Raw genomic sequence first — 20818 nt, forward strand, 5'->3', positions numbered from 1 at the left:
GCATCACGGATCGGCCGGCGTGCGGGCCACCGCGGCTTCCGCCGAGCGCCGCGACTCGGCGATGATGCCGGCGGGATGACAGCGCCGCGCCGAACCCTGATGCTTCCGAATCCCGAATCCCGAATCCCGAATCCCGAATCCCGAATCCCGAATCCCGCCCATGCTCTCCCTGATCCAGCGCGTCAGCCAAGCCGAAGTCCGCGTCGACGAGGTGGCGGTCGGCCGTATCGGCCCCGGCCTGCTGGCGCTGGTCGCGGTGGAGCCGGGCGACGACGAGGCCAAGTTCCAGCGCATGGCCGAGCGCCTGCTCGGCTACCGCGTGTTCGCCGACGACAATGGGCGCATGAACCGCTCGCTGCGCGACACCGGCGGCGGCCTGCTGCTGGTCAGCCAGTTCACCCTGGCCGCGGACACGGGCTCAGGGATGCGCCCCAGCTTCACCACCGCCGCGCCGCCGGCCGAGGCTGAACGCGGCTTCAACCGATTGCTGGAAATCTGCCGGGAACGGCACGCCCCCGGGGTGGAAAGCGGGCGCTTCGGTGCCCATATGATCGTCAGCCTGGTCAACGACGGCCCGGTCACTTTCCTGCTTCGGCCCTAGGCCGGGGCGCTCCTGGCGGAGCGATTCAGCTCCTTGTCCGGCAAGCGGCGGTCCGGGCTGTTATAATGCTAGGTTCACTCATTCATCTACCTGCCGGTGGCGCGAGCACTCATGGCCAACGAACGTCCTGCCCAGCAATCCGACATCAAGCTACTGATCAGCAAGGGCCTGGAACAGGGCTATCTGACCTACGCCGAAGTCAATGACCATCTGCCCGACGACCTGGTCGATCCGGAGCAGATCGAAGACATCATCAGCATGATCAACGGCATGGGCATCGACGTCCATGAAGTCGCTCCCGACGCCGAGACCCTGCTGCTCAACGACGGCAACACCGGCAACCGCGAAGTCGACGACACCGCGGCCGAAGAAGCCGCCGCGGCGCTGACCGCGCTCGACACCGAAGGTGGTCGCACCACCGACCCGGTGCGCATGTACATGCGCGAGATGGGCACGGTCGAGCTGCTGACCCGCGAAGGCGAAATCGCCATCGCCAAGCGCATCGAGGAAGGCCTCAGCCAGGTCCAGGCCGCGCTGGGCGCGTTCCCGCTGGCGGTGGAGACCCTGCTCGAGGACTACGAACAGCACAAGGAAGGCAAGAAGCGCCTGGCCGAGATCGTGGTCGGCTTCAACGACCTGATCGAGGAAGAGCCGGCGCCGGTCGTGGTCGCCAGCGACGACGACAGCGCCGCCGATGCCAGCGACGATGACGACGACGAGGAAGTCGAAGCCGCCGAGGAAGAGGCCGGCCCGACCGGTCCGGACCCGGCCGAAGTCGCGCGGCGCATGGAGGTGCTGGCCACCGAATACGCCAAGTTCAAGAAGGCACACGCCAAGAACGGCGCCGAGCACAAGCTGGTCACCAAGCTGCGCACCGACATCGCCGAGGTGTTCGTCACCTTGAAGCTGCCGCTGCCGCTGACCGACGTGCTGGTGCGCAAGCTGCGCGACACCATGGCCCAGGTCAAGGACCACGAGCGTCGCGTGCTGCACCTGGCCACGCACGTGGCGCGCATGCCGCGCAAGGACTTCATCCGTTCCTGGGAAGGCAACCAGACCAACGTGGCCTGGGTCGACGACGCACTGAAGCGCAAGCAGAAGTGGTCCTCGGCGCTGCGCGACGTCAAGGACCAGATCGTCGCCGAGCAGGAAGCCACCGTGGCGGTGGAGCAGGCGACCTACCTGAGCCTGACCGAGCTGAAGGAAATCAGCCGCGCGATGGCCTATGGCGAAGCCAAGGCGCGCAAGGCCAAGAAGGAAATGGTCGAGGCCAACCTGCGTCTGGTGATCTCGATCGCCAAGAAGTACACCAACCGCGGCCTGCAGTTCCTCGACCTCATCCAGGAAGGCAACATCGGCCTGATGAAGGCGGTGGACAAGTTCGAATACCGTCGCGGCTACAAGTTCTCCACGTATGCGACCTGGTGGATCCGCCAGGCCATCACCCGTTCGATCGCCGATCAGGCGCGCACCATCCGTATCCCGGTGCACATGATCGAGACGATCAACAAGTTGAACCGCATTTCCCGGCAGATGCTCCAGCAGTACGGCCGCGAGGCCACGCCGGAGGAGCTGGCCAAGGAAATGGACATGCCGGAGGACAAGATCCGCAAGGTGATGAAGATCGCCAAGGAGCCGATCTCGATGGAAACCCCGATCGGCGACGACGAGGATTCGCATCTGGGCGACTTCATCGAGGACACCAACGTGGAGTCCCCGATCGAGAACACCACCAACATCAACCTGTCCGAGACCGTGCGCGACGTGCTCGCCGGGCTGACCCCGCGCGAGGCCAAGGTGCTGCGCATGCGCTTCGGCATCGACATGAACACCGACCACACCCTCGAGGAAGTCGGCAAGCAGTTCGATGTCACCCGCGAGCGCATCCGCCAGATAGAGGCCAAGGCGTTGCGCAAGCTGCGTCACCCGAGCCGTTCCGAGCAGCTGCGCAGCTTCCTCGATATCGACTGATCGAGCGCGGTTCGCGGCAACGAAAAAGCCCCGCCATGTGCGGGGCTTTTTTGTGGATGGAGAGCTGCGCCGTTCGCCATATCGAACGGCTCCGCGTGCGCCCCCTGTAGGAGCGGCTTCAGCCGCGACCGGGTCTCACCGGTAACATCCTGTCGCGGCTGAAGCCGCTCCTACAGGAAGCAAGGGGCGCCGCATCGCCGGCGCCCCCTGCGCATGCCGCATCCGCGTTACGCGAACGCCCGGCTGCTGCGCATCACCGCCAGCACATCGTGGCAGGCGCCCATGGTGTGGTAGTCGGTCTTGCCGGCCGGGCTCTTCTCGTCGCTGTAGCTGCGGTTGTCGCGGCTGAGGATGCGGAACCAGGCGCCGTAGCGGTGGTCGACCAGGTGCTCCCACGAATACGTCCACACCTTGTCGTAAGCGCTGCGGTAGGACGCATCGCCGCTGGCGGCCAGCAGCCGCGCGGCGGCGGCGATCGCTTCGGCCTGCACCCAGAAATACTTGTCGTCGTCGCAGAAGTAGGTCGGGTGTCGCGCCACGTCGGGCACGCCGACTTCCGGCGTGGCCTCGGTGCCGGAGGCGAAGCCATAGACGATGCCGCCGTGCTGCGCGTCCCAGCCGTGCGCCAGCGCGGTGTCGAACAGGTGGCGGGCGGTCGGCAGCAGCCAGTCCGGCGCGCTGCCCTCGGCGGCCTGCAGATGCCCGTGCAGCAGCACCAGCAGCTTCGACCATTCGACCTGGTGGCCGGGCTGGAAGCCCCATGGCCGGAACAGGTGCTTGGGATTGTCGCGGTTGTAGTCCCAGTCCACCTGCCAGTTCGCGTCGTAGTGCTCCCACACCAGGCCGCCGGCCAGCGCGGCTTGCCGGCGGGTGATGTGGTCGGCGAGCAACAGCGCGCGCTGCAGGTAGCGCGGCTCGGCGCTGGCCTCGTAGGCGGCGATCAGCGCCTCGCACAGGTGCATGTTGGCGTTCTGCCCGCGGTAGCTGGAGAACTGCCAGTCGGGCGTGGCCTCGTCGCGGTACAGGCCGGCGGCGGCGTCCCAGTAGCGCGTTTCCAGCAGCTGCCAGGTCTCGTCCATCCACGCGTCGGTGTCGAGGCCGGCCTTCTTCGCGGTGGAATAGGCCAGCAGCACGAAGGCGGCGCCGTAGGCGTGCTGGGTGCGGTCCTCGGCGACGCCGTCGCGCAGGGTCCACACGTAGCCGCCGCTGGCGGTATCGCGGTGCACCTCGCGCAGGTAGCGCAGGCCGTGGCGCGCGGCATCCAGGTACTCGGCGGCCAGCGGCGAATCGGCGAACTCGTTCGCCGCCATCGCGTAGTTGAAGACGAAGCGGGTGCTGCTGACCAGGTGACGGTGGCCGGCGTCGTACACGCTGCCGTCGTCGCGGAAATAGTGGAAGAAGCCGCCGGCCGGATCGATCGCGCGCGGATGGTAGAAGGCCATGGTGTCGGCGATATGCGCGCGCAGCACGGCGGCATCGGCGAAGTCGGGCAGGGGCGTGGCAGGCAGGTTCATGCGGTCGCTGGGAGCCATGTGAGTGGGGGAAGGGGAGGGACGGGCACGCGCAGGGCGCGACGGCAACGCGCCGCCGCGCCCGTTTCGCGCATCAATGCATCGCGCGCGCCACCGGCTTGGCGCCAGGCGCCTCGGCCGGCAGATTGGCCGACAGCCGCGAGCCGCGCAGGCCGTACCAGAGGATATAGGCGTAGCACAGCAGCGGGATCACGAAGGCGTGCTGGATGCCGACCACGTCGGCCAGCGCGCCCTGCGCCAGCGGCACCAGCGCGCCGCCGACGATGCCCATGATCAGCAGGCTCGAGGCCTTGCTGGTCAGCGGGCCCAGGCGCTCGATGGCCACGGTGAAGATGGTCGGGAACATGATCGAGTTGAACAGGCCGATCGCGATCACGCTCCACATCGCCACGTGGCCGGTGCTGATCATGGTCACGATCAGCAGCAGCGAGGCGACGCCGGCGAACGCGGCCAGCAGCTTGCGCGCCGGGATCACCTGCAGCAGCGCGGCGCCGGCGAAGCGGCCGACCATCGCGCCGCCCCAGTAGAACGCCAGGTAGCGGCTGGCGGTGGCTTCGGTCAGGCCGCCGGTGGTCGGGCCGGAGATGTAGTTGATCAGGAAGCTGCCGATCGACACTTCCGCGCCCACGTACATGAAGATCGCCACCACACCCCACAGCAGGTGCGACTGGCGCAGCGCGTCGCCGAAGCTGTGATGCGACTCGACGCTGCCGGCGTCGTCCTCGCGCAGCGAGGGGATGCGCATCACCAGCACGAACACGGCCAGCAGCAACAGGCCGCCCGCCAGCAGCAGGTACGGCACCTGCACCGATTGCGCCTGCGCGCCGCGGTAGGCCGCCTGCTCGAGCGCGCTCATCGCCGCGATCTTGTCGGCCGACAGCACCGCGCCGGCCAGGATCAGCGGGCCGATCAGCAGCGGGAAGATGGTGGTGCCCAGCGAGTTCAGCGCCTGCGCGAAGTTGAGCCGGCTCGGCGCCTTGTCCGGGTTGCCGATCAGGCTGATGTACGGATTGGCCGCCACCTGCAGCAGGGTGATGCCGCTGGCCAGCACGAACAGCGCGGTCAGGAACAGCGGATACGACGGCAGCCGCGCGGCCGGGTAGAACATCGCCGCGCCGATCGCCGCGACCACCAGGCCGATGACGATGCTGCTCTTGTAGCCGACCCGCGCCACCACCGCACCGGCCGGCAGCGACATCAGGAAGTACGCGCCGAAGAAGGTGAACTGGATCAGCATCGACTGCGCGTAGTTCATCTGGAACACGGCTTTCAGATGCGGGATCAGCACATCGTTGAGGCTGGTCAGGCCGCCCCAGGTGAAGAAGATCATGCTGACCACCGCGATGGCGGCAGTGTTGGACAGCGGACGACGGCTCATGCAGCGACTCCGGGAACGGGCGATAGGGCGACACGGCTGCTGGCACGCAGGCACAACCGGGACGGGGCGATGGTAAGCGCAGGCAGCGCCTGTTGCTGGCGCAGCGCGTCCAGCACCAGCCGTGCGGCCTGCATGCCGCATTCGCGCGGGGCGACGGCGACGGTGGACAGCGGCGGGGTGGCGACGGCGGCTTCGGCGATGTCGTCGAAGCCCATCAGCGCGTAGTCGCGGCCGGCATGGCGGCCGCGTTCGGCCAGACCGCTGGCCAGGCCCAGCGCGACCACGTCGTTGTAGCAGACCAGCGCGGTCGGCAGCGGATCGCGCGCGCACAGCGCGCCGGCCTGGCGCGCGGCGTCCAGCCGGGTCGGCGCGCATTCGATCAGCCAGTCCGGATCGGCGGCGATGCCGGCGGCGGCGAGCGCGTCGCGGTAGCCGGCGCGGCGTTCGGCGCAGGAACTGGACTGGCGGTGGCCGCCGAAGAACGCGATCGCGCGGTGGCCCAACGCCAGCAGGTGCTCGGTGGCCAGGCGCGCGCCGCGGCGGTTGTCCAGCGCCAGCAGCGGCCAGTCGCCGTCCAGCGCGCGGTTGAACAGCAGCACCGGCAGCCGCGTGCCGAGCAATTGGCGCAGCCGCGCCGCGTCGGTGTTCTCGGTCGGCGACAGGATCAGCGCCGCCGGCTGGTGCTCGATCAGCGAGGCCAGTACGGTGTGCTGGCGCTCCGGCGATTCGCCGGTGCTGCCCATCAGCATCACGTAGCCGGCCTCGGCCAGCGCCGCGTCCACGCCGCCGGCGAATTCGGCGAAGAACGGATTGGCCAGGTCGTTGACCACCAGCGCCACCGCGTTGGAGGCGCGCCCGCGCAGGCTGGCCGCGCCGCGATGGTAGACATAGCCCTGCCGCGCGATCTCCGCCGCCACCCGCGCGCGCGTGTCCACATGCACCAGCGGGCTGTTGCGCAGCACCAGCGACACGGTCGCCCGCGACACGCCGCAGGCGGCGGCGATGTCGGACACGGTGACGCGTTTGTCGGCGGGGGACGACGGCACGGCGATTAGACCGGTTCAAAAGGCCGCCCATCCTGCGCTGTCGTGAACCACCGCGCATTTTGCAGTGCAGCAAAAGGGGTGGCGGCTTTTGTGGTATCCGTTTTGGACCGATTCGATCCGGGGGAGGACTCCATGCGTAGCACCTTGACCAAGCGCGCCGCCGCCGCGCTGCTGCTGGCCGCGCTGTGGCCGGCGGCGAACGCCGCCACCAAGCAGGCCGCCACCGACCCAGGTGCGCGTGCGGTCGCCGCGGTGGACCCGTTCATCGGCACCGGCGGCGAAGGCCATACCTATCCCGGCGCCACGGTGCCGTTCGGCATGGTCCAGCTGAGCCCGGACACCCGCATCCAGCCGCGCAAGGAGGCCTACGGCTGGGCCGCCGGCTACCGCTACGACGACCGCAGCCTGGTCGGCTTCTCCCACACCCATTTCTCCGGCACCGGCCATTCCGACCTGGGCGACGTGCTGCTGATGCCGATCAGCGGCGCGGTGCGGCTGGAGCGCGGCGACCCGGACAAGCCCGGCAGCGGCTACAGCTCGCGCTTCCGCCACGACGACGAGCGCGCCGAACCCGGCTACTACGCGGTGACCCTGGACGACTACAAGGTGCGCGCCGAACTCACCGCCAGCGCCCGCGCCGGCGTGCACCGCTACACCTTCCCCAAGGGCCAGCCGGCGCACGTGCTGCTGGACCTGCGCACCAGCATGTACGACTACCCCGGCAAGATCAGCTGGTCGCGGCTGCGCCTGCGCGCCGACGGCACCGTCACCGGCTTCCGCGAAACCCGCGGCTGGGCGCCGGGCCGGCAGCTGTACTTCGCCATGCGCTTCTCGCAACCGCTGCGCGGCCACGCCTTCCACAACACCGAGCAGGACGTTGCGTACAAGGGTTTCCCGCCGCCGGGCGACAACGACCCGGCGCAGCGCGCGCAGATCGAAGGCCGCCAACTGGTGGGCAGCTTCGATTTCGGCGACGCCGGCCGCGAGCCGCTGCTGGTGAAGGTGTCGATCTCGCCGGTCAGCGAGGACAGCGCCATCGCCAATCTCGAGGCCGAGGTGCCGGGCTGGGACTTCGACGGCGTGCGCCGCGCGGCACGCGCGCAATGGGCGCAAGCGCTGGGTGCGGTGGAAGTGGACGCAGCGCCGCAGCAGCGCACCCAGTTCTACACCGCGCTGTACCACAGCCTGCTCGGCCCCACGCTGTTCATGGACAGCGACGGCAGTTACCGCGGGCCGGACAACGCCGTGCACCAGGCGCAGGGCTACACCAACTACTCGACGTTCTCGCTGTGGGACACCTACCGCGCGCTGCATCCGCTGCTGACCCTGGTGCAGCCGCCGCAGCGCACCAACGACATCGTCAACTCGCTGCTCTCGCACCGCAAGAACAGCCCATACGGGGTGCTGCCGGTGTGGTCGTTCCAGGGCCTGGAAACCTGGTGCATGATCGGCTATCACGCCGTGCCGGTGATCGCCGACGCCTACATGAAGGGCATCCGCGGCTACGACTCCGACGCCGCGCTCGAGGCGATGGTCGCCAGCGCCGACTACGGCCCCTACGACGGCATCGCCCAATACCGCGAACTGGGCTACGTGCCGATCGATGAGGAAGGCGAAGCCGCATCCAAGACCCTGGAATACGCGTTCGACGACTGGACCATCGCGCGCATGGCGCAGGCGATGGGCCGCACCGAGGTGGCCAGCGCATTCGAAAAGCGCGCCGGCAACTGGCGCCACGCCTTCGACGCCAAGACCGGCTTCATGCGCGCGCGCAAGCGCGACGGCAGTTTCCGCGAGCCGTTCGATCCCAGCGCCAGCGGCTACGGCAGCGACTACACCGAAGGCAATGCCTGGCAATACTCCTGGTACGTGCCGCAGGACGTGGCGGGCCTGGCCAGTGCGCACGGTGGCGAAGACAAGCTGCTGGCGCGGCTGGACCAGGTGTTCGAGGCCAAGGTCGATCCCAAGGTGTTCGAACACATGGAAGACATCACCGGCTTGATCGGCTGGTATGCGCATGGCAACGAGCCCAGCCACCACGTCGCGTATCTGTATGCGTACGCGGGGCAGCCCTGGCGCACCCAGGCGCGGCTGCAGCAGATCATGCGCAGCCAGTACGCGGCGCGTCCCGACGGCCTGGCCGGCAACGACGACCTGGGGCAGATGTCGGCGTGGTACGTGTTCACCGCGCTGGGCTTCTATCCGGTGGCGCCGGCCAGCAACCAGTACATCATCGGCCGCCCGTTCCTGCCGCACGCCACCCTGGCGCTGCCCAACGGCAAGCGTTTCAGCGTGGTGGCCGAGGGCCTGGACGATGCGCATCCCTACATCGGCAGCGTCACCCTCAACGGCCGTTCGCTGGACCGCGCCTTCCTGCGCCACGAGGAGATCATGGCCGGCGGCGAGCTGCGCTTCACCCTGCAGGCGGAGCCGAACAAGACCTGGGCTGCGGGCGCGGCCGAGCGCGCCTATTCGATGAGCGAATAGGCGAGCGCTGCATCGTCGCGGCAGCGCTCGCCGCGACGCCGAGCTGCCCGAAACATGGCGGCAACCAGCGTCACGCCCGCGTCTTCGCGCTTGGCGAAGATGCCCGCCCGCGTCTGCAAGCTGTCGTAAGCGCGTGAACGGACGATGACGTCAAGGCGTCGGCAGCGCCGCGCCCGCAGTGACGATTCCTGCGCAAACCCCGCGCCGCGGAGCCGCGCGCGCTGCGCATGGCCGCTTGGCGAGCGTCCGCGGCCAGCCGGCGTATGCGTTTATTTAATGCCATGAACACATTCCATTGGCATCCCCTGTGGTCTTGTGGGGTCAGTCGCATGGCATCGAGCGGCATTGGCGCCCCGGCGTCGAATCCGATTGCGGATGCGGCACATCGTGCAGGTGCATTCCGTCTCCGTCTTGTGCGACGGCCGATCCGTGCCGCCGATGGCGATCGCTGCGGTCTGGATCGTGCACTCCTCATTACGCCGAACGGGATATCCGAATGCATGTCTGCCTGCTGTCCCCCCTTACGCACGACGCGGCCACGCTGGAGACGGCCATGGCCGCCGCGCAGGCCAATGGTTGCGATCATGTCGTACTGCCCAATCCGTTCGCGCAGGACCCGCAAGGGCGGCTGACGGACCCGGCCAGCGACGATGCCGCCGGCGTCGCACAGCTGCAGCAGTGGCTGGCGCTGGCGCAGAAGCACGGCCTGAACCTGTTGGTCGATCTGCGCATCGACGAGATCGGCGGCGGCAGCGGCCTGCTGCAGCAACATCCGCACTGGTTCCGCGCGCGCACCTCGGCGCTGCCGGATCCGCGCACGCAGCGCGGTACGCCGGAAATCGCCCAGGGCCGCTTCGCCTACGCCGAAGAGGGCGCGGGACTGGCGCAGTGGTGGAGCGTGCGTGTGCGCGACTGGCTGCGCAGCGGCGTGGCCGGATTCCGCGTGCTGCAGCCGCAGCGCGTGCCGGCCACGCTGTGGCGCAGCTTGATCGCCGATGTGCAGGCGGACGTGCCCGGCGCGAAATTCCTGGCCTGGACGCCTGGCCTGGGCCTGGAGTCCTTACGCGGGCTGCAGGGCGCCGGCTTCGATGCGGCATTCTCGTCGCTGGCCTGGTGGGACGGACGCGGCAGCTGGTTCTTCGACGAAGACGTGGCGCTGCGCAGCCTGGCGCGTCGCGTCGTCGCCACCATCGATCCCGATGCGCCGTCCGAAGCGCAGCCGCCGTTGCAGCGCGCGCAACGCGCCCGGTTGGCCTCCGCGTTCGGCGATGCATGGGCGATCGCCGAACTCACCGCCTTGCCAGTGCCGGCCGACACCGATGCCGATTACGCGCCGGCCATCCCGGCCGCTGCCGGACAAGATCTGCGCTTGCGCCCATTGCTGCGCGATGGCGCGCTGACCGCAATCGCGGTGGAACCGCTCGGCGCCGCGCCGTGGCTGGTACTGCTCAACAGCGACCGCGACCATCTGCTGCCGGTACCTGGATCGGCGCTGCTGCGCCTGCTCGGCGACAGCGAAAGCTTGCTCAGCGATCAGGGCGAGCCGATCCAGGGCGACCAGGGCGGCACCCTGGAAGCGGGCGAAGTGCGCGTCTATCGCAGCGTGCCGGCGCGCCCGGTGCTGGCCGCCGCTCGCGCCCGCACGCCGGCCGATGTCGCCGCCGCTGCGGCGCGGATCTGCATCGAAGCGGTGACGCCCTCGGTGGACGATGGTCGCTTCCCGGTCAAGCGCACCGTCGGCGACCGCATCTGCGTGGAAGCCGACGCGTTCTGCGACGGCCACGACCGCATCGCGGTGGCATTGCTGTGGCGCGCCGCCGACGCACGCACCTGGTCCAGCGCGCCGATGCGCGCGCTGGGCAACGACCGCTGGCGCGGCGAGTTTCCGCTGGAGCGGCTGGGCCGTTACGAATTCCGCATCGAAGCCTGGCGCGACATCTTCGCCACCACCCATGCCGACCTGGAAAAGAAGCGCGCCGCCGGCACGCTGCTGCCGGTGGACGTGCAGGAAGCGCTGGCCCAGGTCGAGGCGGCGCGCGCGCGCAGCCGCGGCGCCTTGAACTCAAGGCTGAAGGCGATCCTCGCCCGGATCACCCGCAGCGAGGATCCCGCCGCCCGCGCCGAGATCCTGCTGGAACCCGGCACCGCCGAAGCGATGGCGCGCGCCGACGACAAGCCGTTCCGTACCGAATACCCGATGACCTTCCGCGTGGAGGCCGAGCGCCGCGGCGCGCATTTCTCCAGCTGGTACGAGCTGTTCCCGCGGTCGCAGAGCGGCGACCTCGCGCGCCACGGCACCTTCGACGACGTCATCAAGCGCCTGCCGCACATCCGTGCGATGGGCTTCGACGTGCTGTACATGCCGCCGATCCATCCGATCGGCGAGAAGAACCGCAAGGGCCGCAACAACGCGGTCACCGCGCAACCCGGCGAACCCGGCAGCCCGTACGCGATCGGCTCGGCCGAAGGCGGGCACACCGAGGTGCACGCCGAACTCGGCGGGTTGGAGGGCTTCCGCCGGCTGCGCGCCGCGGCCGCCGCGCAAGGCCTGGAACTGGCACTGGATTTCGCGATCCAATGCGCGCCGGACCATCCGTGGCTGCGCGAGCATCCGGACTGGTTCACCTGGCGCGCCGACGGCTCGATCCCGTACGCGGAGAATCCGCCGAAGAAATACCAGGACATCGTCAACGTCGATTTCTACGCCAGCGGCGCGGTGCCCGAACTGTGGAACGCGTTGCGCGACGCGGTGCTGTTCTGGGTCAACGAAGGCGTCAACCTGTTCCGCGTCGACAACCCGCACACCAAGCCGTTCCCGTTCTGGGAATGGCTGATCGCCGAAGTGCGCGGCCGCCATCCGCAGGTGGTGTTCCTGTCCGAAGCCTTCACCCGGCCCAAGCCGATGTACCGGCTGGCCAAGGTCGGCTTCTCGCAGTCCTACACCTACTTCACCTGGCGCCAGCACAAGGCCGAGCTGCAGGCCTACATCGAAGAACTCAACACCGGCATTCCGCGCGAATGCTTCCGACCGCATTTCTTCGTCAACACGCCGGACATCAACCCGGTGTTCCTGCAGCAGAGCGGCCGCGGCGGCCACCTGATCCGCGCCGCGCTGGCGACCACGCTGTCGGGCCTGTGGGGCATGTACCAGGGCTTCGAACTGTGCGAAGCCACGCCGCTGGCGCCGGGCAAGGAGGAATACCTGGATTCGGAGAAGTACCAGCTGCGCGTGTGGCCCGAGCGCGCACCCGGTGACATCGTCGACGAGATCACCCGCCTCAACCTGCTGCGCCGCCAGCACCCGGAACTGCAATCGCACCTGGGCACGCGTTTCTATCTCGCGCACAACGACCAGGTGCTGTACTTCGGCAAGTTCCTCGATGAAGCGCATCTGGCGCGCAGCCGCAGCCTGGTGCTGGTGGCGATCAGCCTCGACCCGCATGCCGCGCAGGAAGCACAGATCGAAGTGCCGCTGTGGGAGCTGGGCCTGCCCGATCACGCCAGCGTCGCCGTGCAGGACCTGTGGAATGGCCACGCCTTCGCCTGGCACGGCAAGCAGCAAACCATTCGCCTCGATCCCTCGCGGCCGTTTTCCCTATGGCGTATCCGCGCCGGAGCCACTTCATGAATGCTGCAGTTCCATTGTCCGCCGACAGCGAGGCAAGCCCGCTGGTGCGCGACGCGCTCTGGTACAAGGACGCGATCATCTACCAGGTGCACGTGAAGTCGTTCTTCGATTCCAACGACGACGGCATCGGCGATTTCCCCGGCCTGATCTCCAAGCTCGACTACATCGCCGACCTCGGCGTGGACACCATCTGGCTGCTGCCGTTCTATCCCAGCCCGCGCCGCGACGACGGCTACGACATCGCCGAATACATGGCGGTGCACCCCGACTACGGCAGCATCGCCGACTTCGAACGGCTGGTCGCGCAGGCGCACGCGCGCGGCATCCGCATCGTCACCGAGCTGGTGATCAACCACACCTCCGACCAGCACGCCTGGTTCCAGCGCGCGCGCAACGCGCCGGCCGGTTCGCCGGAGCGCGACTTCTACGTGTGGTCCGACAGCGACCAGGACTACGCCGGCACCCGCATCATCTTCTGCGACACCGAGAACTCCAACTGGACCTGGGACCCGGTCGCCGGGCAGTACTTCTGGCACCGCTTCTATTCGCACCAGCCGGACCTGAACTTCGACAACCCGGCCGTGCTGGAAGCGGTGCTGGAAGTGATGCGCTTCTGGCTCGACCTGGGCGTGGACGGCCTGCGCCTGGACGCGGTGCCGTACCTGATCGAGCGCGACGGCACCTCCAACGAGAACCTGCCCGAGACACACGCCATCCTGCGCCGCATCCGCGCCACGCTGGACGCCGAGTATCCGGACCGCATGCTGCTGGCCGAGGCCAACATGTGGCCGGAAGACACCCAGCAATACTTCGGCGAGAACGCCGACGAATGCCACATGGCGTTCCACTTCCCGCTGATGCCGCGCATGTACATGGCCATCGCGCGCGAGGACCGCTTCCCGATCACCGACATCATGCGCCAGACCCCGGAAATCCCGGAGAGCTGCCAGTGGGCGATCTTCCTGCGCAACCACGACGAGCTGACCCTGGAGATGGTCACCGATTCGGAGCGCGACTACCTGTGGCAGACCTACGCCGCCGACCGTCGCGCGCGCATCAACCTGGGCATCCGCCGGCGCCTGGCGCCGTTGCTGGAACGCGACCGCCGCCGCATCGAACTGATGACCTCGCTGCTGCTGAGCATGCCCGGCACACCGGTGCTGTACTACGGCGACGAGATCGGCATGGGCGACAACATCCACCTCGGCGACCGCGACGGCGTGCGCACACCGATGCAGTGGTCGATCGACCGCAACGGCGGCTTCTCGCGCGCCGACCCGGCCGCGCTGGTGTTGCCGCCGATCATGGATCCGCTGTACGGCTTCCAGGCGGTCAACGTCGAGGCGCAGCAGCGCGACCAGCATTCGTTGCTGACCTGGACCCGGCGCATCCTGTCGGTGCGCAAGCGCTACCGCGCCTTCGGCCGCGGCACGCTGCGCTTCCTGTATCCCGGCAACCGCCGCCTGCTCGCCTACCTGCGCTGCCACGAGGACGAGACCGTGCTGTGCGTGGCCAACCTCTCGCACACGCTGCAGGCGGTGGAACTGGACCTGTCCGAATTCGAAGGCCGGGTGCCGGTGGACATCATCGGCGGCGGCAGCTTCCCGCCGATCGGGCGCCTGACCTATCTGCTCACCGTGCCGGCGTTCGGCTTCTACGCGTTCCAGCTGGTCGGCAACGCCACGCTGCCGGACTGGCACGTGCCCGCGCCGATGCCGCTGCCCGACTATCAGACCCTGGTGCTGCGCGGCGCGGTCGATGCCGATGCGCTGCTGCCGCACCTGGGCACGCTGGAGCGCGACATCCTGCCGGCGTGGCTGTCCACGCGGCGCTGGTTCGCGGCCAAGGACCGCGCGTTGCGCAGCGTGCGCATCGCCCGCCGCACCCCGCTGCCCGGCACCGACGCGTTGACCATGCTGGAGATCGAAGCGGAGCTGGAGCATGGCGAATACGAACGCTACATGCTGCCGCTGGGCATCGTCTGGGACCGCGAACAGCCCAGCGTGCTGGCCGAACAGCTGGCGCTGGCACGGGTGCGGCACGGCCGCGAAGTCGGCTATCTCACCGACGGCTTCGCGCTGAAATCGCTGACCCGCACCACGCTTGCCGCATTGCGCGAGGGCGCGGTGCTGTCGGTCCAGGGCGAGACCCATGCCGGTGCCGATGCCGCGCCGGAACAGATCCGCTTCTGCCCCACGCCGGCACTGGCCGCGGTCGAGATCGCCGACGATGCCGAGATCCGCTGGCTGTCGGCCGAGCAGAGCAACAGCTCGCTGATCGTCGGCGACAAGGCGGTGTTCAAGCTGCTGCGCCGCGTTTCCGCCGGTGCCAACCCCGAGATCGAACTCGGCGCGCGGCTGACCGAGATCGGCTACGCCAACGCCGCGCCCTTGTTCGGCCACGTCACCCGGGTCGATGCGCAGGGCGTGGAAACCACCCTGGCCTTGCTGCAGGGCTTCGTGCGCAACCAGGGCGACGCCTGGCGCTGGACCCTGGATCACCTGGCGCGCGGCGCCGAGGAATACGCCGCCGCGCAGGACGATGCCGCGCGCGACGAGAGCGTGGCCGGCTACGACGCCTTCGCCGCCGTCGTCGGCCGGCGCCTGGCCGAGCTGCACGACGTGCTGGCCCAACCGACCGATGCCGCCGCGTTCGCGCCGCAGCCGGTGGATGCCGCGGCCGCGCGGCAGGTCGTCGCGGGTGTGGAGCACGAAGTGCAGGCGATGTGGGACACGTTGTCCGCGCATCGCGACGGCAGCGAGGATGGCGCCGAGCGCGCCGCGATGGACGCGTTGCTGGCCGAACGTCCGCGCCTGGACGCCTGGTTGCAACAGGCGCCGGCCCTGCTCGACGGCGCGCTGCTGACCCGCGTGCACGGCGATTTCCACCTCGGCCAGATCCTGGTCGCGTTCGACGACGTGGTGCTGATCGACTTCGAAGGCGAACCGGCCAAGTCGCTGGACGAACGCCGCGCCAAGGCCAGCCCGCTGCACGACGTGGCCGGCTTCCTGCGCTCGCTCGACTACGCCAGCGAAGTCTCCGCCCGCGGCGAAGAGGGCACCGCCGCACGCGCCGGCGTCGGCCTGGACACCGCGCTGGACGCCTTCCTGTCCGCGTTTCGCAGCCGCGCCAGCGCCACCTTCCTGGCCGCCTACCGCCAGGTGCTCGACGCCAGCCCGCATCCGTGGGTGGCGCCGGCCGCCTTCGAGACCACCACCCTGTTGTTCCTGATCGAGAAGGCCAGTTATGAAATTCGCTACGAGGCCGCCAACCGCCCGGCCTGGATCATGGTGCCGATACAGGGACTGCTGCGCATACTCGACCGCTTTCCCGCACCACAGGAGGCGATGCGATGAGTGATGTCGGCCACACCTGGGACGAGGCGACGCTGCGCGCGTTCGCCAATGCCCGCCACGGCGACCCGTTCGCCGTGCTCGGTGCGCACCGCATCGGCGACACGCGCGTGCTGCGCAGCTACCTGCCCGGCGCCGAAGCCGTGGCGGCAGTGCTCGAAGACGGCCGCGAGGTGCCGCTGCAGGAAGGCCCCAGCCCTGGTTTCTTCTCCGCGCCGCTGCCCGACGACGGCCGCTACCGCCTGCGCATCCGCTGGCCCGGCGGCGAGCAGGTCACCGAGGACGCCTACGCCTTCGGCCCGCAGCTCAGCGATTTCGACCTGCACCTGATCAGCGAAGGCCACCATCTGCAGCTGGCTGATGCGCTGGGCGCCAACGCGGTCGAGGTCGATGGCGTGCGCGGCACCCGTTTCGCGGTGTGGGCGCCGAACGCCACGCGCGCCGCGGTGATCGGCGATTTCAACAGCTGGGACGCGCGTCGCCACCCGATGCGGCTGCGTCACCAGGCCGGCGTGTGGGAACTGTTCGTGCCCGGCGTCGACGTGGGCGCGCACTACAAGTACGCGCTGCGCGGCCCGCGCGGCGAAGACCTGCCGGCCAAGGCCGACCCGGTCGCGCGCAGCGCCGAACTGGCGCCCGGCACCGCCTCGATCGTGGCCGATCCCACCCCGTACCAGTGGCGCGACGAGGCCTGGATGGCGTCGCGCGCGCGACGCCACAGCCCGAACGCGCCATTGAGCGTGTACGAGATCCACGCCGGCTCGTGGATGCATGCCGACGACGGCAGCATGCTCGACTGGGACGCCCTGGCCGACCGCCTGATTCCCTACGTCGCCGACATGGGCTTCACCCATATCGAACTGATGCCGGTCACCGAACATCCGTTCGGCGGCTCCTGGGGCTACCAGCCGCTGGGCCTGTTCGCGCCCACCGCGCGCTTCGGCTCGCCCGACGGCTTCGCCCGCTTCGTCGACCGCTGCCATCGCGAAGACATCGGCGTCATCGTCGACTGGGTGCCCGCGCATTTCCCCACCGACGCGCACGGCCTGGCCCATTTCGACGGCACCTCGCTGTACGAACACGCCGACCCGCGCGAAGGCTTCCACCGCGACTGGAACACGCTCATCTACAACCACGGCCGGCGCGAAGTCTCCGGCTTCCTGATCGCCAGCGCCCTGGAATTCCTGCAGCGCTACCACGTCGACGGCCTGCGCGTGGACGCGGTGGCCTCCATGCTCTACCGCGACTACAGCCGCAACGCCGGCGAGTGGGTGCCCAACATCCACGGCGGCCGCGAGAACTACGAGACCATCGCCTTCCTGCGCCGGCTCAACCAGGTGGTCGCCGAACACGCACCGGGCGCCATCACCATCGCCGAGGAATCCACCGCCTGGCCGGGCGTCACCGCCGACCTGGCGCACGGCGGCCTGGGCTTCAACTACAAATGGAACATGGGCTGGATGCACGACAGCCTGCACTACATCGAACTGGATCCCATCTACCGCCGCTACCACCACGGCGAACTGACCTTCAGCATGGTCTACGCGTACTCCGAGCGCTTCATGCTGCCGATCTCGCACGATGAAGTGGTGCACGGCAAGCGCTCCCTGCTCGGGCGCATGCCCGGCGACGACTGGCAGCGCTTCGCCAACCTGCGCGCCTACCTCGGCTACATGTACACCCACCCCGGGCGCAAACTGCTGTTCATGGGCTGCGAAATCGCCCAGCCCACCGAGTGGAACCACGACGCCGCGCTGCCCTGGCACCTGCTCGACGACCCGCGCCACCGCGGCATCCAGCGCCTGGTCCGCGACCTCAACCGCCTGTACGCCGAACACCCCGCGCTGCACGCGCGCGACGACACCCCCGACGGCTTCGCCTGGGTCATCGGCGACGACGCCGGCAACAGCCTGTTCGCCTACCTGCGCACCGCCCAGGGCAGCGACACCCCGCTGCTGGTGGTGGCCAACCTCACCCCGCTGGTGCACCACGGCTACCGCATCGGGGTTCCCCGCGGCGGCCGCTGGCGCGAACTGCTCAATTCCGACGCCGAGATCTACGGCGGCAGCAACACCGGCAACGGCGGCAGCGTGCGCACCGAGAACATCGGCGCCCATGGGCATCCCGCCTCGCTGTCGCTGACCATCCCGCCGTTGGGGGTGTTGGTGCTGGGGTTGGAAGACTGAGGATGGATTGAGGGAGGGGAAGGGGAGCCAGTCCGGACGACAAGTGACGGCGCGGAGCCGTCTGACCCTCCGTCGCCGTCCATCAGCAAAGGCGTCGTCCGCCGCGTCTACCGCGGCGGGCAGACAGCGCGCCACCGCGGACGTTAAACTCACGCCCGCCTCGGCGCCTTCCTCTGCATGCACGCCAGAGGCGCCAAGCCGGCGGCCGACGCATCGCCCGCCCGCTCCGGACGCTTCCGGGCCTATAGCTCAACGGTTAGAGCAGAGGACTCATAATCCTTTGGTTCCAGGTTCGAATCCTGGTGGGCCCACCAATAAGCCGTGGCGCGCGCAACGCCATCCAGGGTGCTCGCGTCATGCGGAGGGGCCACTGGCGCAATGCGCTTGCTGTGCAGCGGCAGCCGGCAGCGTGATCGCATGAACGGCTACGCGTCGCTGCCGGCATGCGTTGCCCGTGCCGCGCCGCCGCTGCCGGGCGAACGGCGGCTCAAGCGGCTCGGGCTTGATCTAGATCAACGCATCGCCTGAGCCGGCAGCCTATAAAGATTCTCAGCAAGAGTCCGGCAGCGTCGGGCATGCGGATCCCCGCAACATGGCGAGGATCCGCCATCCGGACGCCGGCTCTTCCGAACTCCATTCCCAAGGAATCGCTCATGGGCATCGCGCTCGCTCCAGAACAATTGCTGTCTTCCCTCGAGAAGGTGATGGTGATCTCCACCACCGACCTGCAGGGCACCATCACCTATGCCAACGACCTGTTTTGCCAGCTGACCGGCTTCGCGCGCGAAGAGTTGATCGGGCAGCCGCACAGCATCGTGCGTCACCCGGACGTGCCCAAGGCGGTCTACAAGGACATGTGGGACACGATCAAGGCCGGCAAGGTCTGGACCGGCATCGTGCCGAATCTGGGCAAGGGCGGCGTGCTCTACGTGGTCGATACCACCGTGCAGCCGTTGTACGACGAGCAGGGAAATATCAACGCTTACATCAGCATCCGCCGCGTGGTCAACGATCTGATGACGAACTTCGAGGCGGTGGAAGCGGCGAAGGAATACTTCGACGACTACTACGCCGGCAAGTGAGCGCTGCGCCCCCCATCGCGCGCGTGCTGGTCGGCTACGGCTCCGAATCGGGCAATGCGCGCGCACTCGCGCAACGCCTGGGCACGCAAGCGTTCCTGCAGCCGCACGGTCCCGTGGTGTTGGCGCTGGACGAGATCGATCTCGCCAGCCTGGGGCCGCACGATGCCCTGCTGATCGTCTGCAGTTCGTTCGGCGACGGTGAGCCGCCGGGCAACGCCGAACGCTTCCTGGACGCGCTCAGGCAGACACGGACGTTGCCGGACCTGCGCTATGCGGTCTTCGGCCTGGGCGACACCGCCTATCCGCGCTTTTGCGGCTTCAGCAAGACGCTCGACGCGCTGCTCGCCGAGCGGCTGGCGACCGCCCTGGTCAACAGGGTCGATGCCGATGCCAACTACGCTGCCTTCTTCGAGCGCTGGCTGCCCGTGCTCGAGCGGGTGTTGCATGGCGACCTGCAGGCAGGCCGCGACCTGCACCTTCAGGTCAAGGCCTATGGCGAGGCCAACGCGTTCGCGGCCACGGTGATGGAGCGACGCAGGCTCAGCGCCAGCGATCCGGCGGCCTGGCATGTGCGCCTGGATATCGCCGGCAGCGGCATCGTCTACCGGGCCGGTGACACGTTGCATGTGGTGCCGGAGAACGACGAGGACCTGCTCGGACGTCTGGCGTCCTGGTACGGGCAACCCGAGGCAGTACCGACTCTGCGCGGCAAGGAGTTGCGCCAGATCGGCAAGCCGCTGTTGCGCGAGCTGGCGCGGCTGGGCGGGAGCGAGATCCTCAAGGGCCTGACCAAGATCAGCCAGCGCGCCGCGCTGGAAGCGTATCTGTACGGGGCGGACCTGCTCGACGTGCTCGAGGATCACTGCACGCCCGACACGGTTCCGCTGGCGAGCCTGGCCGACCTGTTGCCTGGATGCCTGCCGCGCGCCTATTCGATCGCGTCGCGGGCAGATCCGGACAGCCTGGACCTGTGCGTGCGCGAAGTGCGCTATACGCGCGGCGGCCGTGTTCGCAGTGGCGTCTGCACCGGCTGGCTGTTGAGCGATCGCGCCGAACGGGTACGTATCTTCAGCCGGGCCAATCCGGGCTTCCACCTGCCGCCCGATCCGGGTTGCCCGCTGATCCTGATCGGCACCGGGACCGGCGTCGCGCCGCTGATGGGTTTGATGCGCGAAGCCGCCGCCAGCGACGGGCGCCGCGAGATCTGCCTGATCTTCGGCGAGAAGCGCCGCGAGCAGGATTTCCTCTACCGCGACGAACTCGAGGCGCTGCGCGACGGCAAGGTGCTGGACCGTCTGATCACCGCCTTCTCGCGCGACACCGACGCGAAGTACTACGTGCAGGACGCCATGGCCGAACACGGCGACTATCTCGCCGGGCTGCTGCGGCGCGACGCGCACATCTATCTGTGCGGAAACAAGCGACACCTGGAGGGCGTGGTGGAGCAGGCCGTAGGTGGGCTGATAGATGCGGACGCATCGCAGCAGGCTCCCTGGCATGCGCTGTCAGGGCAAGGGCGGCTGCACCGCGAGCTGTATTAGTCTTCGCACGCGG

The 20818-nt window shown here is 68.7% G+C and carries 11 protein-coding genes and 1 tRNA gene; 9 read left to right on the forward strand and 3 right to left on the reverse strand.

The annotated features are described in order from the left end of the window. Positions 1 to 160: 160 nt before the first annotated feature. Both dtd and rpoD read left to right on the forward strand, forming a co-directional pair. On the forward strand, positions 161 to 601 hold the full coding sequence (dtd, locus tag AB8810_RS03405) for a D-aminoacyl-tRNA deacylase (RefSeq protein WP_191825142.1): 441 nt from the start codon (positions 161 to 163) through the stop codon (positions 599 to 601). A 111-nt stretch (positions 602 to 712) separates the two neighbouring features. Then, positions 713 to 2572 carry an RNA polymerase sigma factor RpoD gene (gene rpoD, locus AB8810_RS03410; RefSeq protein WP_179567666.1) on the forward strand — a complete coding sequence of 620 codons (1860 nt, stop codon included), beginning with the start codon at positions 713 to 715 and terminating at the stop codon, positions 2570 to 2572. A gap of 227 nt (positions 2573 to 2799) precedes the next feature. On the opposite strand, the gene AB8810_RS03415 is transcribed toward rpoD, so the two are convergent. From AB8810_RS03415 to AB8810_RS03425, 3 genes are all read right to left on the reverse strand, one after another. Continuing rightward, entirely contained in the window at positions 2800 to 4086 is a 1287-nt protein-coding gene (locus AB8810_RS03415; RefSeq protein ID WP_369915561.1) for an AGE family epimerase/isomerase, read from the reverse strand. A 91-nt stretch (positions 4087 to 4177) separates the two neighbouring features. Next, complete coding sequence (locus AB8810_RS03420; RefSeq protein ID WP_369915562.1) at positions 4178 to 5482, reverse strand: sugar MFS transporter; 1305 nt, start codon at positions 5480 to 5482, stop codon at positions 4178 to 4180. Then, complete coding sequence (locus AB8810_RS03425) at positions 5479 to 6528, reverse strand: LacI family DNA-binding transcriptional regulator (protein ID WP_369915563.1); 1050 nt, start codon at positions 6526 to 6528, stop codon at positions 5479 to 5481. Before AB8810_RS03425 ends, AB8810_RS03420 begins: the two co-directional genes overlap by 4 nt. 132 nt (positions 6529 to 6660) lie before the next feature. Here AB8810_RS03425 and AB8810_RS03430 point away from each other — a divergent pair, with 132 nt between their 5' ends. From AB8810_RS03430 to AB8810_RS03460, 7 genes are all read left to right on the forward strand, one after another. Next, the gene (locus AB8810_RS03430; RefSeq protein ID WP_369915564.1) at positions 6661 to 9015 is read left to right on the forward strand and encodes a GH92 family glycosyl hydrolase; all 2355 of its coding nucleotides are present in this window, start codon (positions 6661 to 6663) and stop codon (positions 9013 to 9015) included. A gap of 496 nt (positions 9016 to 9511) precedes the next feature. Then, the gene (locus AB8810_RS03435) at positions 9512 to 12643 is read left to right on the forward strand and encodes a maltotransferase domain-containing protein (protein WP_369915565.1); all 3132 of its coding nucleotides are present in this window, start codon (positions 9512 to 9514) and stop codon (positions 12641 to 12643) included. After that, positions 12640 to 15999 carry a maltose alpha-D-glucosyltransferase gene (treS, locus tag AB8810_RS03440; RefSeq protein WP_369915566.1) on the forward strand — a complete coding sequence of 1120 codons (3360 nt, stop codon included), beginning with the start codon at positions 12640 to 12642 and terminating at the stop codon, positions 15997 to 15999. The genes AB8810_RS03435 and treS overlap by 4 nt, the downstream gene beginning before the upstream one ends. Continuing rightward, on the forward strand, positions 15996 to 18182 hold the full coding sequence (gene glgB / locus AB8810_RS03445) for a 1,4-alpha-glucan branching protein GlgB (protein WP_369915567.1): 2187 nt from the start codon (positions 15996 to 15998) through the stop codon (positions 18180 to 18182). Before treS ends, glgB begins: the two co-directional genes overlap by 4 nt. 238 nt (positions 18183 to 18420) lie before the next feature. Continuing rightward, positions 18421 to 18496 (forward strand) — tRNA-Ile (locus AB8810_RS03450). Positions 18497 to 18835: 339 nt separating this feature from the next. After that, complete coding sequence (locus tag AB8810_RS03455) at positions 18836 to 19264, forward strand: PAS domain-containing protein (protein ID WP_179567650.1); 429 nt, start codon at positions 18836 to 18838, stop codon at positions 19262 to 19264. Then, positions 19261 to 20805 carry a sulfite reductase flavoprotein subunit alpha gene (locus tag AB8810_RS03460; RefSeq protein ID WP_179567648.1) on the forward strand — a complete coding sequence of 515 codons (1545 nt, stop codon included), beginning with the start codon at positions 19261 to 19263 and terminating at the stop codon, positions 20803 to 20805. The genes AB8810_RS03455 and AB8810_RS03460 overlap by 4 nt, the downstream gene beginning before the upstream one ends. Positions 20806 to 20818 lie beyond the last annotated feature (13 nt).

Source organism: Xanthomonas sp. NCPPB 3005 (assembly GCF_041228095.2).
Taxonomy (GTDB): Bacteria; Pseudomonadota; Gammaproteobacteria; order Xanthomonadales; family Xanthomonadaceae; genus Xanthomonas_A; species Xanthomonas_A bonasiae.